General features: G+C 64.4%; 12 protein-coding genes. 7 read left to right on the forward strand and 5 right to left on the reverse strand.

Annotation, left to right across the window (positions count from 1 at the left end; genetic code table 11):
- Positions 1 to 31: 31 nt before the first annotated feature.
- Positions 32 to 2,785: a phosphoenolpyruvate carboxylase gene (gene ppc, locus AC3RCG_RS16565; RefSeq protein ID WP_409028593.1), complete on the reverse strand. Its 2,754-nt coding sequence runs from the start codon at positions 2,783 to 2,785 to the stop codon at positions 32 to 34.
- A gap of 341 nt (positions 2,786 to 3,126) precedes the next feature.
- Here ppc and AC3RCG_RS16570 point away from each other — a divergent pair, with 341 nt between their 5' ends.
- Positions 3,127 to 3,582 (forward strand): RrF2 family transcriptional regulator, encoded by a 456-nt coding sequence (locus AC3RCG_RS16570; RefSeq protein ID WP_492401164.1) that lies wholly within the window; start codon positions 3,127 to 3,129, stop codon positions 3,580 to 3,582.
- Positions 3,583 to 3,650: 68 nt separating this feature from the next.
- On the opposite strand, the gene AC3RCG_RS16575 is transcribed toward AC3RCG_RS16570, so the two are convergent.
- From AC3RCG_RS16575 to AC3RCG_RS16590, 4 genes are all read right to left on the reverse strand, one after another.
- On the reverse strand, positions 3,651 to 5,333 hold the full coding sequence (locus tag AC3RCG_RS16575; protein ID WP_492401163.1) for a cation acetate symporter: 1,683 nt from the start codon (positions 5,331 to 5,333) through the stop codon (positions 3,651 to 3,653).
- On the reverse strand, positions 5,330 to 5,638 hold the full coding sequence (locus AC3RCG_RS16580; RefSeq protein ID WP_070291452.1) for a DUF485 domain-containing protein: 309 nt from the start codon (positions 5,636 to 5,638) through the stop codon (positions 5,330 to 5,332). The genes AC3RCG_RS16575 and AC3RCG_RS16580 overlap by 4 nt, the downstream gene beginning before the upstream one ends.
- A 128-nt stretch (positions 5,639 to 5,766) precedes the next feature.
- The gene (gene hmpA, locus AC3RCG_RS16585) at positions 5,767 to 6,948 is read right to left on the reverse strand and encodes an NO-inducible flavohemoprotein (RefSeq protein ID WP_492401162.1); all 1,182 of its coding nucleotides are present in this window, start codon (positions 6,946 to 6,948) and stop codon (positions 5,767 to 5,769) included.
- Positions 6,949 to 6,982: 34 nt separating this feature from the next.
- Entirely contained in the window at positions 6,983 to 7,396 is a 414-nt protein-coding gene (locus AC3RCG_RS16590; RefSeq protein WP_070310643.1) for a hemerythrin domain-containing protein, read from the reverse strand.
- 227 nt (positions 7,397 to 7,623) lie between these two features.
- Here AC3RCG_RS16590 and AC3RCG_RS16595 point away from each other — a divergent pair, with 227 nt between their 5' ends.
- From AC3RCG_RS16595 to AC3RCG_RS16620, 6 genes are read left to right on the forward strand one after another with little or no spacing between them, the layout of a single operon-like run.
- On the forward strand, positions 7,624 to 8,502 hold the full coding sequence (locus AC3RCG_RS16595; RefSeq protein WP_070291455.1) for an STAS domain-containing protein: 879 nt from the start codon (positions 7,624 to 7,626) through the stop codon (positions 8,500 to 8,502).
- 7 nt (positions 8,503 to 8,509) lie between these two features.
- Positions 8,510 to 8,872: an STAS domain-containing protein gene (locus AC3RCG_RS16600; RefSeq protein ID WP_034785745.1), complete on the forward strand. Its 363-nt coding sequence runs from the start codon at positions 8,510 to 8,512 to the stop codon at positions 8,870 to 8,872.
- Between the two features lie 10 nt (positions 8,873 to 8,882).
- Positions 8,883 to 9,320 (forward strand): ATP-binding protein, encoded by a 438-nt coding sequence (locus tag AC3RCG_RS16605; protein WP_070291456.1) that lies wholly within the window; start codon positions 8,883 to 8,885, stop codon positions 9,318 to 9,320.
- Positions 9,317 to 10,402, forward strand: a complete 1,086-nt coding sequence (locus tag AC3RCG_RS16610) for an ATP-binding SpoIIE family protein phosphatase (RefSeq protein WP_240453641.1) — start codon at positions 9,317 to 9,319, stop codon at positions 10,400 to 10,402. The genes AC3RCG_RS16605 and AC3RCG_RS16610 overlap by 4 nt, the downstream gene beginning before the upstream one ends.
- Positions 10,399 to 12,222, forward strand: coding sequence for an ATP-binding protein (locus AC3RCG_RS16615; protein ID WP_492401160.1), 1,824 nt, complete (start codon positions 10,399 to 10,401; stop codon positions 12,220 to 12,222). The genes AC3RCG_RS16610 and AC3RCG_RS16615 overlap by 4 nt, the downstream gene beginning before the upstream one ends.
- On the forward strand, positions 12,209 to 13,726 hold the full coding sequence (locus AC3RCG_RS16620) for an ATP-binding response regulator (protein WP_492401159.1): 1,518 nt from the start codon (positions 12,209 to 12,211) through the stop codon (positions 13,724 to 13,726). The genes AC3RCG_RS16615 and AC3RCG_RS16620 overlap by 14 nt, the downstream gene beginning before the upstream one ends.
- The last annotated feature ends 29 nt before the right edge of the window (positions 13,727 to 13,755 follow it).

The following is a 13,755-nucleotide window of genomic DNA, read 5'->3' on the forward strand; positions in this document are numbered from 1 at the left end:
CCCCGGAATTTCGGCAACTTTGCCCTAAAAGTTAACCGCTGTTGCGCAACCCCGCCGCAATGCCATTGATCGACAAATGAATCCCCGTGCGGGCCGCCGCATCCTGTTTACCCTCGCGGAAGCGTTTCAGCAGCTCCACCTGCACGTGGTTGAGCGGGTCGATGTAGGGGAAACGGTTGCGTATCGAACGCTGCATCAGCGGGTTGGCTTGCTGCAACTCTTCCTGGCCCGTGATCAGCTTCAAGGCGTCCAGTGTGGCCGCGTATTCGGCGCGGATGCGCGTAAAGATGGCGTCGCGCAGGGCCTTGTCCTTGACGAGTTCCGCATACTTGCCGGCGATGGCGATGTCGCTCTTGGCCAGCACCATATCCATGTTCGACAGCAGGGAAGTGAAGAAGGGCCAGTCCGTGTACATGCCGCGCAGCACGTCCGCCCCGTCGGCGGGATGGGCGGCCAGGTAGGCTTGCACGGCGGAACCGAAACCGAACCAGCCCGGCAGCATCAAGCGGCATTGGGCCCAGCTCAAGACCCAGGGAATGGCGCGCAAATCCTCGATCGAGGTCGATTTCTTGCGCGAGGCGGGACGGCTGCCGATGTTCAGCGCGGCAATTTCCGCGATCACCGTCGATTCCCAGAAGTACTGCTCGAAGCCCTCGGTGCCGTAGACGAGGTCGCGGTAGGCGTTCAGGGCCGTGCCGGACAGTTCTTCCATGGCGGCCAAATGGCCCGCGCCGGCCGACGCCTTCGGCTGCAGCTGCGCCTGCGGCAGCAGGGTCGACTGGATGGTGGCGGCCACCAGCACTTCCAGGTTGCGGCGCCCTACCTCCGGGTTCGCATACTTGGCCGTGATGACTTCGCCCTGCTCCGTCAGGCGGATCTGCCCCTGCACGGCGCCGGCCGGCTGGGCCAGGATGGCTTCGTAGCTGGGTCCGCCGCCGCGGCCCACGGAACCGCCGCGGCCGTGGAACAAACGCAGCTTGATCTGGTATTGCTTGAACACGGTCACCAGCTCGATCTCGGCCTTGTAGAGTTCCCAGCCGGAGGTCAAGAAGCCGCCGTCCTTGTTGCTGTCGGAATAACCGAGCATGACTTCCTGCTGGTCCGCGCGCGAGGCCAGCAAGCCCCGGTAGAACGGCAAGCCGAAGGCGCGCGCCATGATGGCGGGGCCGGCGCGCAAGTCGTCGATGGTTTCGAACAGGGGAATGATGTTGACGTCCACTTCGCGGCTGTCCTGGCGCAGCAAGCCCACTTCTTTCAGCAGCAAGGCCACTTCCAGCAAGTCCGACACGCTGGCCGCCTTCGAGATGATGCAGTTCGGCACCGATTCCTTGCCATATTTGACGTGGGCTGCGCGCACGGCGCGGAAGATATCGAGTTCGGACGTCGTTTCTTCCGAGTACTGCGCATACGGCGACGTCAGCAGGCGTGGCGATTCCAGCTCGGCCAGCAGCAAGCTGATGCGCTGCTCTTCATCGAGGTCCAGGTAGACGAGGCCCGGCTGGGCGCCGGCGAACAGTTCGCCCACGACGCGCTCGTGCACGTCGGAATTCTGGCGCAAATCGAGCGGCGCCAGCGAGAAGCCGAAGACCTTGACGGCGCGCCGCAGCTGGCGCAGCCGGCCCCGCGCCAGCGCGCGCAAGCCATTGCTGACGAGCGAATGCTGGACCACGTCCAGGTCGGCCAGCAGTTCGGCGGCCGCCGCGTAAGGCTGCACGCCGTCCGCTTGCTTGCCCTTGCCAGAGAGCACCACGCGCGTCGCATCGAGGCGCGCATGGATGCCATGCAGGGCGCGGCGGTACGGTTCGTCGACCCGGTGCGGCGACGCATCGGCCGAGCGCTCGGCCAGCGCGCGCAGCGGCTCGCTGCAGGCGTTCAGGATTTGCGCCAGCGACAGTTGCGAAGCGAGCTTGCGCAATTCGCCCAAGTAAAAGTCGAGCACCTTGTCGGCTTGCGTCTGCAGGGTGCTGCGCAGGATGTCGGCCGTGACGAAGGGATTGCCGTCGCGGTCGCCGCCTATCCAGCTGCCGACTTTCATGAAATTAGGCAGTTCCGCATCTTCCCAGCGGGCATCGCGCTGGGCCAGCATGGTTTCCAGCGAGGAATATAATTTCGGCAATTCGCGCAAAATCGTGTGGTCGTAGAACGACAGGCCGTTGGCTACTTCATCCATGACGGACAGCTTGCTCGTGCGCAACAGGCGCGTTTGCCACAGGGTCACGATGCCGCGGCCCAGCGCTTCTTCGTTCTGCTCCGCCTCTTCCGGTGTCATTTGCACGCGGTCGCGCTCGCTCAACAGGCGCGCGATGGCCATCTGGCAATTCTGGATGCTCTTGCGCTGCACTTCCGTCGGATGCGCCGTGAACACGGGGCTGACGAAGGCATCTTCAAAGAACGTTTCCAGCGCATCGGCCTTGCCCGCGTCAAACACATTGCCGACGGCATGGCTGAGACTGCCCTGGCGCGGCGGCGAACCGGCAATCAAATGGGCGCGCGTGCGGCGGATGTGATGCTGATCTTCCGCAATGTTGGCCAGCAGCGAGAAATAGCTGAAGGCGCGCGTCAATTGCGTGGTTTCTTCCTGCGACAGCGCTTGCAGCGCGTCCGACAGCTGCGCGCGCGCCGCTTCATCATTGTCACGGCGGAAACGAATGGCCAGCTGGCGCACATGTTCGATGCGCTCGAAGGCAGGGTCGCCCAGGTGGTTGCGGATGGCGTCGCCCAACAGACGGCCCAGCTGGCGGATATCGCTGCTCAGCAGCTCGTCTTTCACTTCATTCATTTGCATGGTATGTATTTCCTGGGGCGGCCACGGTGGCACCGCACAGATTGCGTAGTACGCGCTTCCCGGCCGGGAAACGCCCATCATCCGATTTTTGTAGTAAATTTACCTTATTGCTTCACCATCCTCTTGATTTTCATCAATAAAATCTATGCTCAAAGGGCCAACAAGGGCCTGCAAGCTATTTAGCAGGGCAACAATATGAAAATTTACTACGCATTTAAGCGAAAGGCAATCAACTTTTGTCTTTCGAGGATCAAAAGCGACGGCGCAACACACAGGGCCGGCGCTCTCCTGTATGCTGCGGATGAAACAAGGATGTAATCCACATCTTATGAACGATGCCCATGCGACTGACTGCCTACACTGACTACACCCTGCGCACCCTGATGTACCTGGGCGTGCACCGCGACCGCCTTGTCACCATCCAGGACATCGCCGACCTGCATGCTATTTCCAAGAATCACCTGATGAAGGTGGTGCACCAGCTGGGCCTGTCGGGCATCGTGGAAACCGTGCGTGGGAGGAATGGCGGCCTGCGCCTGGCGCGCGACCCGGCCGAGATCAATATCGGCACCGTCGTACGCGAAACGGAAAATGACTTTTTTATGGCGGAATGTTTTAACAAGGAAAACAATACCTGCCCGCTGACGCCCGATTGCCTGCTGAAAGCCAAGCTGGGCCAGGCCACGGCCGCCTTCCTGGCCGTGCTCGACACGGTGACCCTGGCCTCGATACTCGAAGCGACGCCGGGCGCGCTCGCGCTGGCGGCGGGCGTGATTCCCCTGCACGTGGCCAAATAAGCGCGTGCCACAAACAACAATGCCCGGCGAACCGGGCATTGTTTCCTGCAGTAGCTACCTAAAAAACATCAATGCGCGCTGGCGCCTGCCGCGCCGATGCCCGTTTCCGAACGCATTTGCTGCGCTTCGTAGCCGGCGCGGTCGATGCGCGCGCGCGGGCTCTTGTCGAGCACCGAGAACAGCCAGATGCCGACGAAGCCGGCCGTCATCGAGAACAGCGCCGGCGAAGCGTACGGGAACAACGCTTCGCCATGACCGAGCACGTCGACCCACACGGACTTCGACACCACCGTCAGCGCCACGGCCGTGATCAAGCCCAGGAAGCCGCCGATGGTGGCGCCCCGCGTGGTGCAGTCTTTCCACAGCACCGACATGAACAGCACGGGGAAGTTGGCCGAAGCGGCAATGGCAAAGGCCAGCGAGACCATGAAGGCGATGTTCTGCTTTTCAAAGGCGATGCCCAGCACCACGGCGATGATGCCCAGCACGATCGTCGTCACGCGCGACACTTTCAATTCGTTGGCGCCCGTGGCCTTGCCCTTCTTGATGACGGTGGCATACAGATCGTGCGACACGGCCGACGCGCCCGACAGGGTCAAGCCCGCGACCACGGCCAGGATGGTGGCGAACGCGACCGCCGACATGAAGCCCAGGAAGACGTTGCCGCCCACGGCCTTGGCCAGGTGCACGGCCGCCATGTTGTTACCGCCCAACAATTTACCCGCAGCATCCTTGAACTCGGGATTGGTGCTGACCAGCACGATGGCGCCAAAGCCGATGATGAAGGTCAGAATGTAGAAATAGGCGATCCAGGTGGTGGCCCAGAACACGGATTTGCGCGCTTCCTTGGCGCTTGGCACCGTGAAGAAACGCATCAGGATGTGCGGCAGGCCGGCCGTGCCGAACATCAGCGCCATGCCGAACGAGATGGCCGAGATCGGGTCCTTGATGAAGGAACCGGGACCCATGATGGCTTCCTTGGTGGCATGCACGTCCACCGACTTGGCGAACAGCGCTTCCGGGCTGAAGTTGAATTGCGCCAGCACGGCCACGGCCATGAAGGTGGCGCCGCCCAGCAGCATCACGGCCTTGATGATCTGTACCCAGGTGGTGGCTGTCATGCCGCCGAACAGCACGTAGATCATCATCAAGGTACCGACCAGGACGACGGCGATCCAGTATTCGAGGCCGAACAGCAGCTTGATCAGCTGGCCCGCGCCCACCATCTGCGCGATCAGGTAAAACGCCACGACGACGAGGGTGCCGGAGGCCGAGAAAATGCGGATAGGCGCCTGCTTGAAGCGGTAGGCGGCCACATCGGCAAAGGTGTAGCGGCCCAGGTTGCGCAGGCGCTCGGCCATCAGAAAGGTGATGACGGGCCAGCCGACGAGAAAGCCGATGGCGTAGATCAGGCCATCGTAGCCGTTCAAAAAAACGGCGGCGGAAATGCCGAGGAACGATGCAGCCGACATATAGTCGCCCGCGATGGCCAGGCCGTTCTGGAAGCCCGTGATGCCGCCGCCGGCCGTGTAGAAATCGGAAGCCGACTTGGTCTTCTTGGCCGCCCACTTGGTGACGAACAGGGTAAAGATGACGAAGACGGCGAACATGATGATGGCCGTCCAGTTGGTGGGCTGCTTGACTGCCTGGCCGAGGTCGGCGCCGGCTGCGAACACGGCATTGCTGGCACCCAGCAAGGCCAGCGCGCTCAGGCCGGCCACGCCGCGCAGCGCATGCTTGGCGGCGCTCATGCCTGCACCCGTGCCTGGATGGCGCTGGTCAGGTCGTCGAATTGCTTGTTGGCGCGGCGCACGTAGATGCCCGTGATCACCACGGTAAACACGATGACGAACAGGCCGATCGGCATGCCCCAGGTCATCACGCCCGCGCCCGTTTTGGCGGCAAGAAATTCCTTGTCGAACGCGATGAGCAGGATGTAGCCGTAATACACCAGCATCATCAGGCCCGTCAGGGCCCAGCCGAAGCGCGAGCGCACCTTGACCAGCTGATGATAATTGGGGTCGCGCTTGATTTGTTGCACAAGATCGTCATGCATGGTGTTGCCTCCGTTATGTAAAAAACTGCTCTTTTCTTGTCGAGCTTGCATTCACGATACGGCGCGAGGCTTACCCGCCCCTTACGGCGGCGGTTTTTTCTCGCAGGGGCAACACACGGCAGTAGAAATCAGTTCAAGGCGGCTGCCGGTCCGAAGAATTCATGGTGCGTCTGCCGTTCCGGCACGCCCAGTTCGCGCAGGTATTGCTTGACGGCCCGCATGAATGGCTGCGGCCCCAGGAAATAGGCGTCGACGTCGCGCGAGGCCGGCAGCCAGCGATTCAACTGCTCTTTATTCAACATGCCGACGGCATCGGGCGCATCTTGCTCGCCGACATGTTCCGCGTAGCAGTAATAGCGCTGCAGCTGCGGGTGCTGCGCGGCCAGTTCGTCGATCTGCGCGCGGAACGCATGCACGCCGTGGTGGCGCGCCGCGTGGATGAAGTGCACGGGACGCTTGCCGCGCAGGGCCGCGGTCAGCATGGCCAGGGTCGGCGTGATGCCCACGCCGCCGCTGATCAGCACCAGCGGCTTGTCGCTCTCGGTCAGGACGAAGTCGCCCGAGGGCGGCGTCAGCTGCACCGTGTCGCCCGCCTGCACGTGGTCATGGAAGAAATTCGACACCTTGCCGCCCTCTTCCCGCTTGATGCTGATGCGGTAGGTCTGGCCATTGCTGGCGGCGGACAACGAGTACTGGCGGCGCATGGGCACGCCATCGACGTCGACCAGCACGCCGATGTATTGACCTGGCGCAAAGTCGAGCACGGGCTGGCCATTGGCGGGCGCCAGCAGGAAGGATGTAATCTCGCCGCTTTCCACCGTCTTGCTGCGCACGGTAAAGTCGCGCGCGCCGCTCCAGCCGCCCGGCGCGGCCGCTTGCGCCTTGTAGATGCGCCCTTCCTCGCCGGCCAGGATGTCGGCCAGCTGGCCGTAGGCCGCACCCCAGGCGTCGATGACGGCGTCGCTGGCCACCTCTTCGCCCAACACTTCACGGATCGCCTGCAACAGGCTGGCGCCCACCAGCGGATAGTGCTCGGCGCGGATCTGCAGGGCCACGTGCTTGTTGACGATGGTGGCCACCAGGTCGCCCAGCGCGGCAAGCTGATCGATATGTTTGGCATACATCAGCACGCCATTGGCCAGCGCGCGCTGCTGGTCGCCGCTGTGCTGGTGCGCCTGGTTAAAGTACGGCAGCACTTCGGGATGGTCGCGGAACAGGTTCTTGTAGAAATGACGGGTCAGCGCTTCGCCGCCCTGCTCGAGGATGGGGACGGTGGCCGTGATGATGGCGCGTTGTTCTTGGGTCAGCATGTGGAATTCCTTTAGATAGATGAGCAGGCGGTTTTCAGGCCAGTGATTCAATGGCGGGATAAAGATCGTGGTCTTCGCGGCGCATGCGCTGGAACAGCGCGTGCAACACGGTATTGGCTTCGCTGCGGAAGGCGTCCGGTTCGGCTGCCAGGCGCACGGGCGTATTCCAGCGGCCGGCGAAATCGAGGTAGGCGCCGGCGATGCCGTGCATCTCGTGTTCGTACTGGCGCCCCAGCTGGGCCACCGTGGCCACGCCGGACGCCTGCGCGGCCGGATACAGGTAGCGCTGCTCGACGGCCAGGTGCAGCTTGATCAAGCCGCTCATGGCGACGATCTGTTCGGCGATGGCCTGCGCCTGCGCGGCGACACCGCCGCGCGCCAGCCGGCGCAAGTCATCGATGGCGGCCAGGATGGCCAGGTGCTGCTGTTTGAATTTGTCGATATTCATGGCGTGATTCTCTTGTTGAGTGCTGCCAGTGTAGCGGAATTCGCCTAAACATGCAAATTACATGCATCTTTAAAAGTCGCAAATGTTTCCCATAGGAATGTACATCGACATGCGCCACTATGTGCGGCACAGAACACAAGCCATGGCCATGTCTGCCTATAATTTATTCATCACAGCGCGTGCCCGTTTGCGGCCGTGCCGCACCCTCCACTCAGCGAAGGATCAGCATGAACATCAAGACGGGAATGGGCCAGGCGCAACAACTGGCCGGCATCATCAACGAACACCACACGGAACTGCTGGACGGCTGGATGGCCGGCCTGATCGCCCGCCTGGTGCGGCGCGACAAGATCGCCGAAAACGAGCTGCGCCAGCAGGCATCGCAATTCCTGCCGCTGCTGGCGGGCGCGCTGGATAGCGGCGACTCGTTCGACATCGAGGGCGGCGCCTGGGACGACACGCGCCAGCTGCTCGCCGAAATATCGCAGTCGCGCGTACGCCAGGGCTATTCGCCGATCGACACGGCCAGCTTCATGTTCGCCCTCAAGGAACCGCTGTTCGCCTACCTGCGCAAGGCAATCACGGCGCAGCCGGAGCAGCTGGGCGACGCCATCGTCAGCACCAGCAAATTGTTCGACGAGCTGGGCCTGCTGACCATCGCCGTCTACCAGAAGGCGCGCGAACAGGTGATATTGCGCCAGCAGCAGGAATTGCTGGAGTTGTCCACGCCCGTGGTGCAGCTGTGGCAAAACGTCCTGGCCCTGCCCCTGATCGGCACCCTCGACAGCGCCCGCACGCAGGTGGTAATGGAAAGCCTGCTGCAAAAGATCGTCGATACGGGCGCCCTGATCGCCATCATCGACATCACGGGCGTGCCCACCGTCGACACCCTGGTGGCGCAGCACCTGCTGAAGACCATCGCCGCCGCGCGCCTGATGGGCGCCGACTGCATCATCAGCGGCATCCGCCCGCAGATCGCGCAAACCATCGTGCACCTGGGCGTCAACCTGGAAGACGTGATGACCAAGGCCACCCTGGCCGACGCCTTCGTCGTGGCCCTGAAACGCACGGGTTCCAGCATCACCTACCAGCAGCAACAACACTGAGGCGCCTATGGAAAGAATCCCCATTTTACGCATGGGCCGGCTGTTGCTGGTGACGATACAGGTGGACATGCACGACCGCCTGGCGATGACCCTGCAGGACGACCTGACCACCCGCATCGTGACGGACCGCGCCACGGGCGTGCTGATCGACATTTCCGCGCTCGACATCGTCGACTCCTTCATCGGCCGCATGATCAGCAACACGGCGGCGATGGCGAAAATCCTCGACGCGCGCACCGTCGTCGTCGGCATGCAGCCGGCCGTCGCCATCACCCTGGTGGAACTGGGGCTGACCCTGGAAGGCGTGAGCACCGCGCTCAACGTGGAGCTGGGCATCAAGCTGCTGGAACGGGGCGGCGCATGCGCATGACGGGGACGCCATGCTAGGCGCGCAGGCACAGGAGCGGGCGCAGCCGGGGGCGCAACAGATCCTGCCCCTGCATAACGACGAAGACGTCGTGCGCTTGCGCAAGCAGGTGCGCGACAGCATGGTCGCCATGGGTTTTGGCCTGATCGAACAGACCAAGATCATCACGGCGGCCAGCGAACTGGCGCGCAACACCCTGCGCTACGGCGGCGGCGGCGAGGCGCGCATCGCGCGCGTCAGCGATGGCGCGCGCCAGGGCCTGGAACTGCGCTTCGTCGACGCGGGACCGGGCATTGACGATATTCCCCTGGCGCTGACCGATGGCTATACCAGCGGCGGCGGGCTGGGACTGGGGCTGGGCGGCGCCAAGCGCCTGGCCGACGCATTTCACATCGACACGGCGCCCGGCGCGGGCACCACCGTCACCATCGCGAAATGGAAGCTGTTTTGAACCACCAGGAACCACAGCCTGACATTCTCAGGCAAAGAAGTTTTCCCATCGGCGAACCGAGCGAGATCGCCGCGGCCCGCCGCGCCGGCAACGAGCTGGCGCGCCGCATCGGCTTCGACGACGTGCGCACGGGCCAGCTGGCCATCATCATCAGCGAAGCGGCCACCAACATCGTCAAGCACGCGCAGCGCGGCGAGATCCTGCTGCGCAAGGTGCTGCGCGGCGGCACCAGCGGCATCGAAGTGCTGGCCATCGACAACGGCCCCGGCATGGCCAATGTGCGCCAGCACATGCAGGATGGCCATTCCACCACGGGCACCTACGGCGTGGGGCTGGGCGCGATACGCCGCCTGAGCCAGGAATTCGACCTGTACACGGGGCCCGGCAAGGGCACGGTGCTGATGATGGTGGTATGGGGACCCAACGCCAGCAGCGCCATTCCCGCCCATCCGAACTGGCGCATCGGCGCCGTGTGCCTGCCGCTGGCCTCGGAACAAGTGTGCGGCGACGCGTGGAACGTCGTGTGCGAAGGCCATGAACTGAGCCTGATGGTGGCCGATGGCCTGGGCCACGGCCCGCTGGCGGCGCGCGCGTCGGAACGCGCCAGCGCCCTGCTGGAACACGACACGCCCGGCCTGCCGCCCCTGCCCGCCCCCTTCATCGAACTGGCCCACGGCGCGCTGCGCACCACGCGCGGCGCGGCCATGGCGGTGGCGCATATCGACAGCGCGCGCCGCGAATTGCGCTATGCCGGCGTGGGCAACATCGCCGCCTGCGCCTTCGACGCGCAGCAGCGCCGGCATCTGCTGTCGCATAACGGCATCGTCGGCAGCAATCTGCGCAAGGTGCAGGAATTCTGCTATCCGTGGCAGCTGGGCACGACCCTGATCATGCACTCGGACGGCTTGCACACGCGCTGGGACCTGGAACAGTATCCGGGCCTGGCGCAATGCCACCCCAGCCTGATCGCCGCCGTGCTGTACCGCGATTTTTCGCGCGGGCGCGACGACGTCACGGTGGTGGTGCTGCGCGAACATGAGGAACATCAGGCTGTAACGGCAGAAAGGACAGGTGGGGCATGACGCAACGCATATTGACGGTCCATATCGGCAGCGAACTCGATGTGGTGGGGGCGCGCCAGCGCGCGCGGCAGATCGCCGCCCTGTGCGGCTTCGGCGTGCAGGATCAGGTGCGCATCGCCACGGCCGTGTCGGAACTGGCGCGCAACGTCTACAACTACGCGGGCAGCGGCAAGGTGCATTTCGCCATCGATGGCCAGACGGCACCGCAGGTGCTCAGCATCCGCATCGAGGACCAGGGTCCCGGCATCGCGCAGCTCGACCGGATACTGGCCGGCACCTACCGCTCGCCCACGGGCATGGGCCTGGGCATCCTGGGCGCGCAGCGCCTGATGGACCGCTGCCATATCCACAGCGCGCCCGGCGACGGCACGCAAATCACGCTGCACAAGCTGTTCCCGCGCGACGCGCCCCTGCTCGACGGGCAAAGCATCGGCACCCTGTCCGGCAGCCTGCAGGCGCTGCCCTCGGATATCACGCTGTCCGAGGTGCAGCAGCAGAACCGCGAACTGCTGAGCACCCTGGCCGAACTGAAGACGCGCCAGGACGATTTGCTGCAGCTGACGCGCGAACTGGAAGACACCAACCGGGGCGTGGTGGCGCTGTTCGCGGAACTCGATGAAAAAGCCGACCACCTGCGCCGCGCCGACCAGATGAAGTCGCGCTTCCTGTCGAACATGAGCCATGAATTCCGCACGCCGCTCAGCTCCATCCGCGCCCTGTCCAAGCTGCTGCTCGACCGCATCGACGGCGAACTGTCGGAGGAACAGGAAAAGCAGGTGCTGTTCATCCTGCAAAGCGCCGTCAGCCTGAGCGACCTGGTGAACGACCTGCTGGACCTGGCCAAGATCGAGGCGGGCAAGGTCGACGTGCACGCCAACAGCTTCCAGGTGGCCGACCTGTTCAGCGCCCTGCGCGGCATGCTGCGCCCGCTGCTGGTGTCCGATACGCTCACGCTCACCTTCATCGACCCCGACCCGGCGCTGCAGATCCATACGGATGAAGGCAAGCTGTCGCAAATCCTGCGCAACTTCATCTCCAACGCGCTCAAGTTCACGGAGGCGGGTGCCATCGTCGTCAGCGCCACGCCCTTGCCGGAGCAGGACGCCATCCGCTTTTCCGTCTCCGACACGGGCCTGGGCATCGATGCCGAAGACGTGCAGCTGATCTTCGAGGAATTCAGCCAGGTGGAAAACCACATGCAGCGCAAGGTCAAGGGCACGGGCCTGGGCCTGCCCCTGTGCCGCAACCTGGCCACCCTGCTCAATGGCACGGTGTCGGTAGACAGCACGCCGGGCCACGGTTCGCTGTTTTCCGTGGTCCTGCCCACCAGCTACCATGCGCCCGAAGGCAGCCTGCCGCCGAGCGCGCCGGCCAACGACAACGGCAACGACCAGCGCATCGGCGTGCTGGTGGTGGAAGACAATCCGCCCGTGCGCCTGCTGTATGAAAAATTCTTGGCCGGCAGCGAATTTCGCGTCGTCCCCGCGCGCAGCGTGCGCGAGGCGCAGGAACGCTGGGAACAGCAGCGCCCCGCCGCCGTCATCCTCGACATCCTGCTGCACGGCGAAACGGCCTGGCACTGGCTGGCCGAGCTGAAAAACGACCCGCTGCGGCGCCAGGTGCCCGTCATCGTCGCCACCGAGATCGACGACGTGCGCAAGGGCCTGGCCCTGGGCGCCGACGCCTATTACGTCAAGCCGCTGTCGCGCCAGCAATTGCTGGCGACCCTGCGCGCGCTGATCGGCAACCAACACCACCGGCAAGAGCCGGTTCCGCCGCAAGGCACAACCACCTGGGACAATGCGCATGCTACCGGATAACAACAGCGATGCTCTGATCCTGAACGTCGATGACAGCGATGGCGCACGCTACGCCAAATCGCGCATCCTCAAACGCGCCGGCTTCAAGGTCATCGAAGCCTCGAACGGCGGCGACGCGCTGCTGCGCGCGCGCCAGGACCGCCCTAACCTGATCCTGCTCGACGTCAAGCTGCCCGACATCAACGGCCTGGAAGTGTGCCGCCAACTGAAGGGCGGCGCCGAGACGAACACCATCCTGGTGCTGCAGACGTCGGCCTCGTGCATCGGCACGGCCGACAAGATCCGCGCCCTCGATGGCGGCGCCGACAATTACCTGGTCGAACCGATCGAGGCCGATGAACTGATCGCCAACGTCAAGGCGCTGCTGCGCCTGGGCCGGGTCGAGCGCGCGCTGCGCGACGTGGACCGCCGCAAGGATGAATTCCTGGCCACCCTGGCCCACGAATTGCGCAATCCGCTGGGCCCCATCCGCACGGCGCTGGCCCTGTTGTGCAAGCTCGACCCCGTCGTGCCGGCCGTGCAGGACAATGCGCGCCGCACCATCGGCCGCCATACGGACCACCTGGTGCGCCTGGTGGACGACCTGCTCGACGTGTCGCGCATTTCGCAGGGCAAGATCTCGCTGCAATGGGAAAGCGTGAGCCTGCCCAGCGTCATCCGCAGCGCGCTGGAAACGAGTTCGCACAGCATCGAGGCGCGCGGCCATGCGCTCGACGTGCATCTGCCCAAGGAAGAACTGTGGGTCTGCGGCGACGCCGTGCGCCTGTCGCAGATCGTTGCCAACCTGCTGCTGAACGCGGCCAAGTTCACGGCGCCGGGCGGACGCATCGCGATTTCCGCCGCGAGCGAAGGCGACAACGTGCGCATCCGCCTGAGCGACAACGGCATCGGCATCGCCGCCGCCAGCATCGACAGCATCTTCGGCCTGTTCGAGCAGAGCGGCCATTCGCCCGACCGGGTGCAGGACGGCCTGGGCATCGGCCTGTCGCTGGTGCGCAACCTGGTGACCTTGCACGGCGGCCAGGTCAGCGTGCACAGCCCCGGCGTGGGACTGGGCAGCACCTTCGAAGTGATGCTGCCCCTCGACGCCAACGTGCCCGTGCCGGCCGCCGCGCCGGCGCCCGAAGCGGCCAGCGGCGGCAGCCAGCGCATCCTCGTGGTCGACGACAACAGCGATGCGGCCGACACCCTGGCCGAACTGCTGGAGATGTACGGCCACACGGTGCGCACGGCCTACACGGGCGCGCAAGCGACCGAGCGCACCCTGGAATTCAAGCCCGACATCGTCTTTCTCGACATCGGCCTGCCCGACATGAGCGGCTACGACGTGGCCGGCAAATTGCGCCAGCTGCCGATACCGCAGCAATTCCAGCTCGTGGCGCTGACCGGCTATGGCCAGGAACACGACCGCCAGGCGGCACTGCAGGCCGGGTTCAACGAGCACTTCGCCAAGCCTGTCGATTTCGGCAAGCTGGCCATGCTGGGGCTGCATATCACGCCATGAGCGCAGCATGAGCGGGGTGGCCGGCTGCC

The organism is Janthinobacterium sp. GW823-FHT01H08 (assembly GCF_058797855.1).

Coding starts and splice junctions, on each gene's coding strand:
- AC3RCG_RS16570 (WP_492401164.1), top strand. CDS start 3,127: ATGCGACTGACTGCCTACACTGACTACACCCTGCGCACCCTGATGTAC.
- AC3RCG_RS16620 (WP_492401159.1), top strand. CDS start 12,209: ATGCTACCGGATAACAACAGCGATGCTCTGATCCTGAACGTCGATGAC.
- ppc (WP_409028593.1), bottom strand. CDS start 2,785: ATGCAAATGAATGAAGTGAAAGACGAGCTGCTGAGCAGCGATATCCGC.
- AC3RCG_RS16605 (WP_070291456.1), top strand. CDS start 8,883: ATGCTAGGCGCGCAGGCACAGGAGCGGGCGCAGCCGGGGGCGCAACAG.
- hmpA (WP_492401162.1), bottom strand. CDS start 6,948: ATGCTGACCCAAGAACAACGCGCCATCATCACGGCCACCGTCCCCATC.
- AC3RCG_RS16595 (WP_070291455.1), top strand. CDS start 7,624: ATGAACATCAAGACGGGAATGGGCCAGGCGCAACAACTGGCCGGCATC.
- AC3RCG_RS16600 (WP_034785745.1), top strand. CDS start 8,510: ATGGAAAGAATCCCCATTTTACGCATGGGCCGGCTGTTGCTGGTGACG.
- AC3RCG_RS16575 (WP_492401163.1), bottom strand. CDS start 5,333: ATGAGCGCCGCCAAGCATGCGCTGCGCGGCGTGGCCGGCCTGAGCGCG.
- AC3RCG_RS16590 (WP_070310643.1), bottom strand. CDS start 7,396: ATGAATATCGACAAATTCAAACAGCAGCACCTGGCCATCCTGGCCGCC.
- AC3RCG_RS16615 (WP_492401160.1), top strand. CDS start 10,399: ATGACGCAACGCATATTGACGGTCCATATCGGCAGCGAACTCGATGTG.
- AC3RCG_RS16580 (WP_070291452.1), bottom strand. CDS start 5,638: ATGCATGACGATCTTGTGCAACAAATCAAGCGCGACCCCAATTATCAT.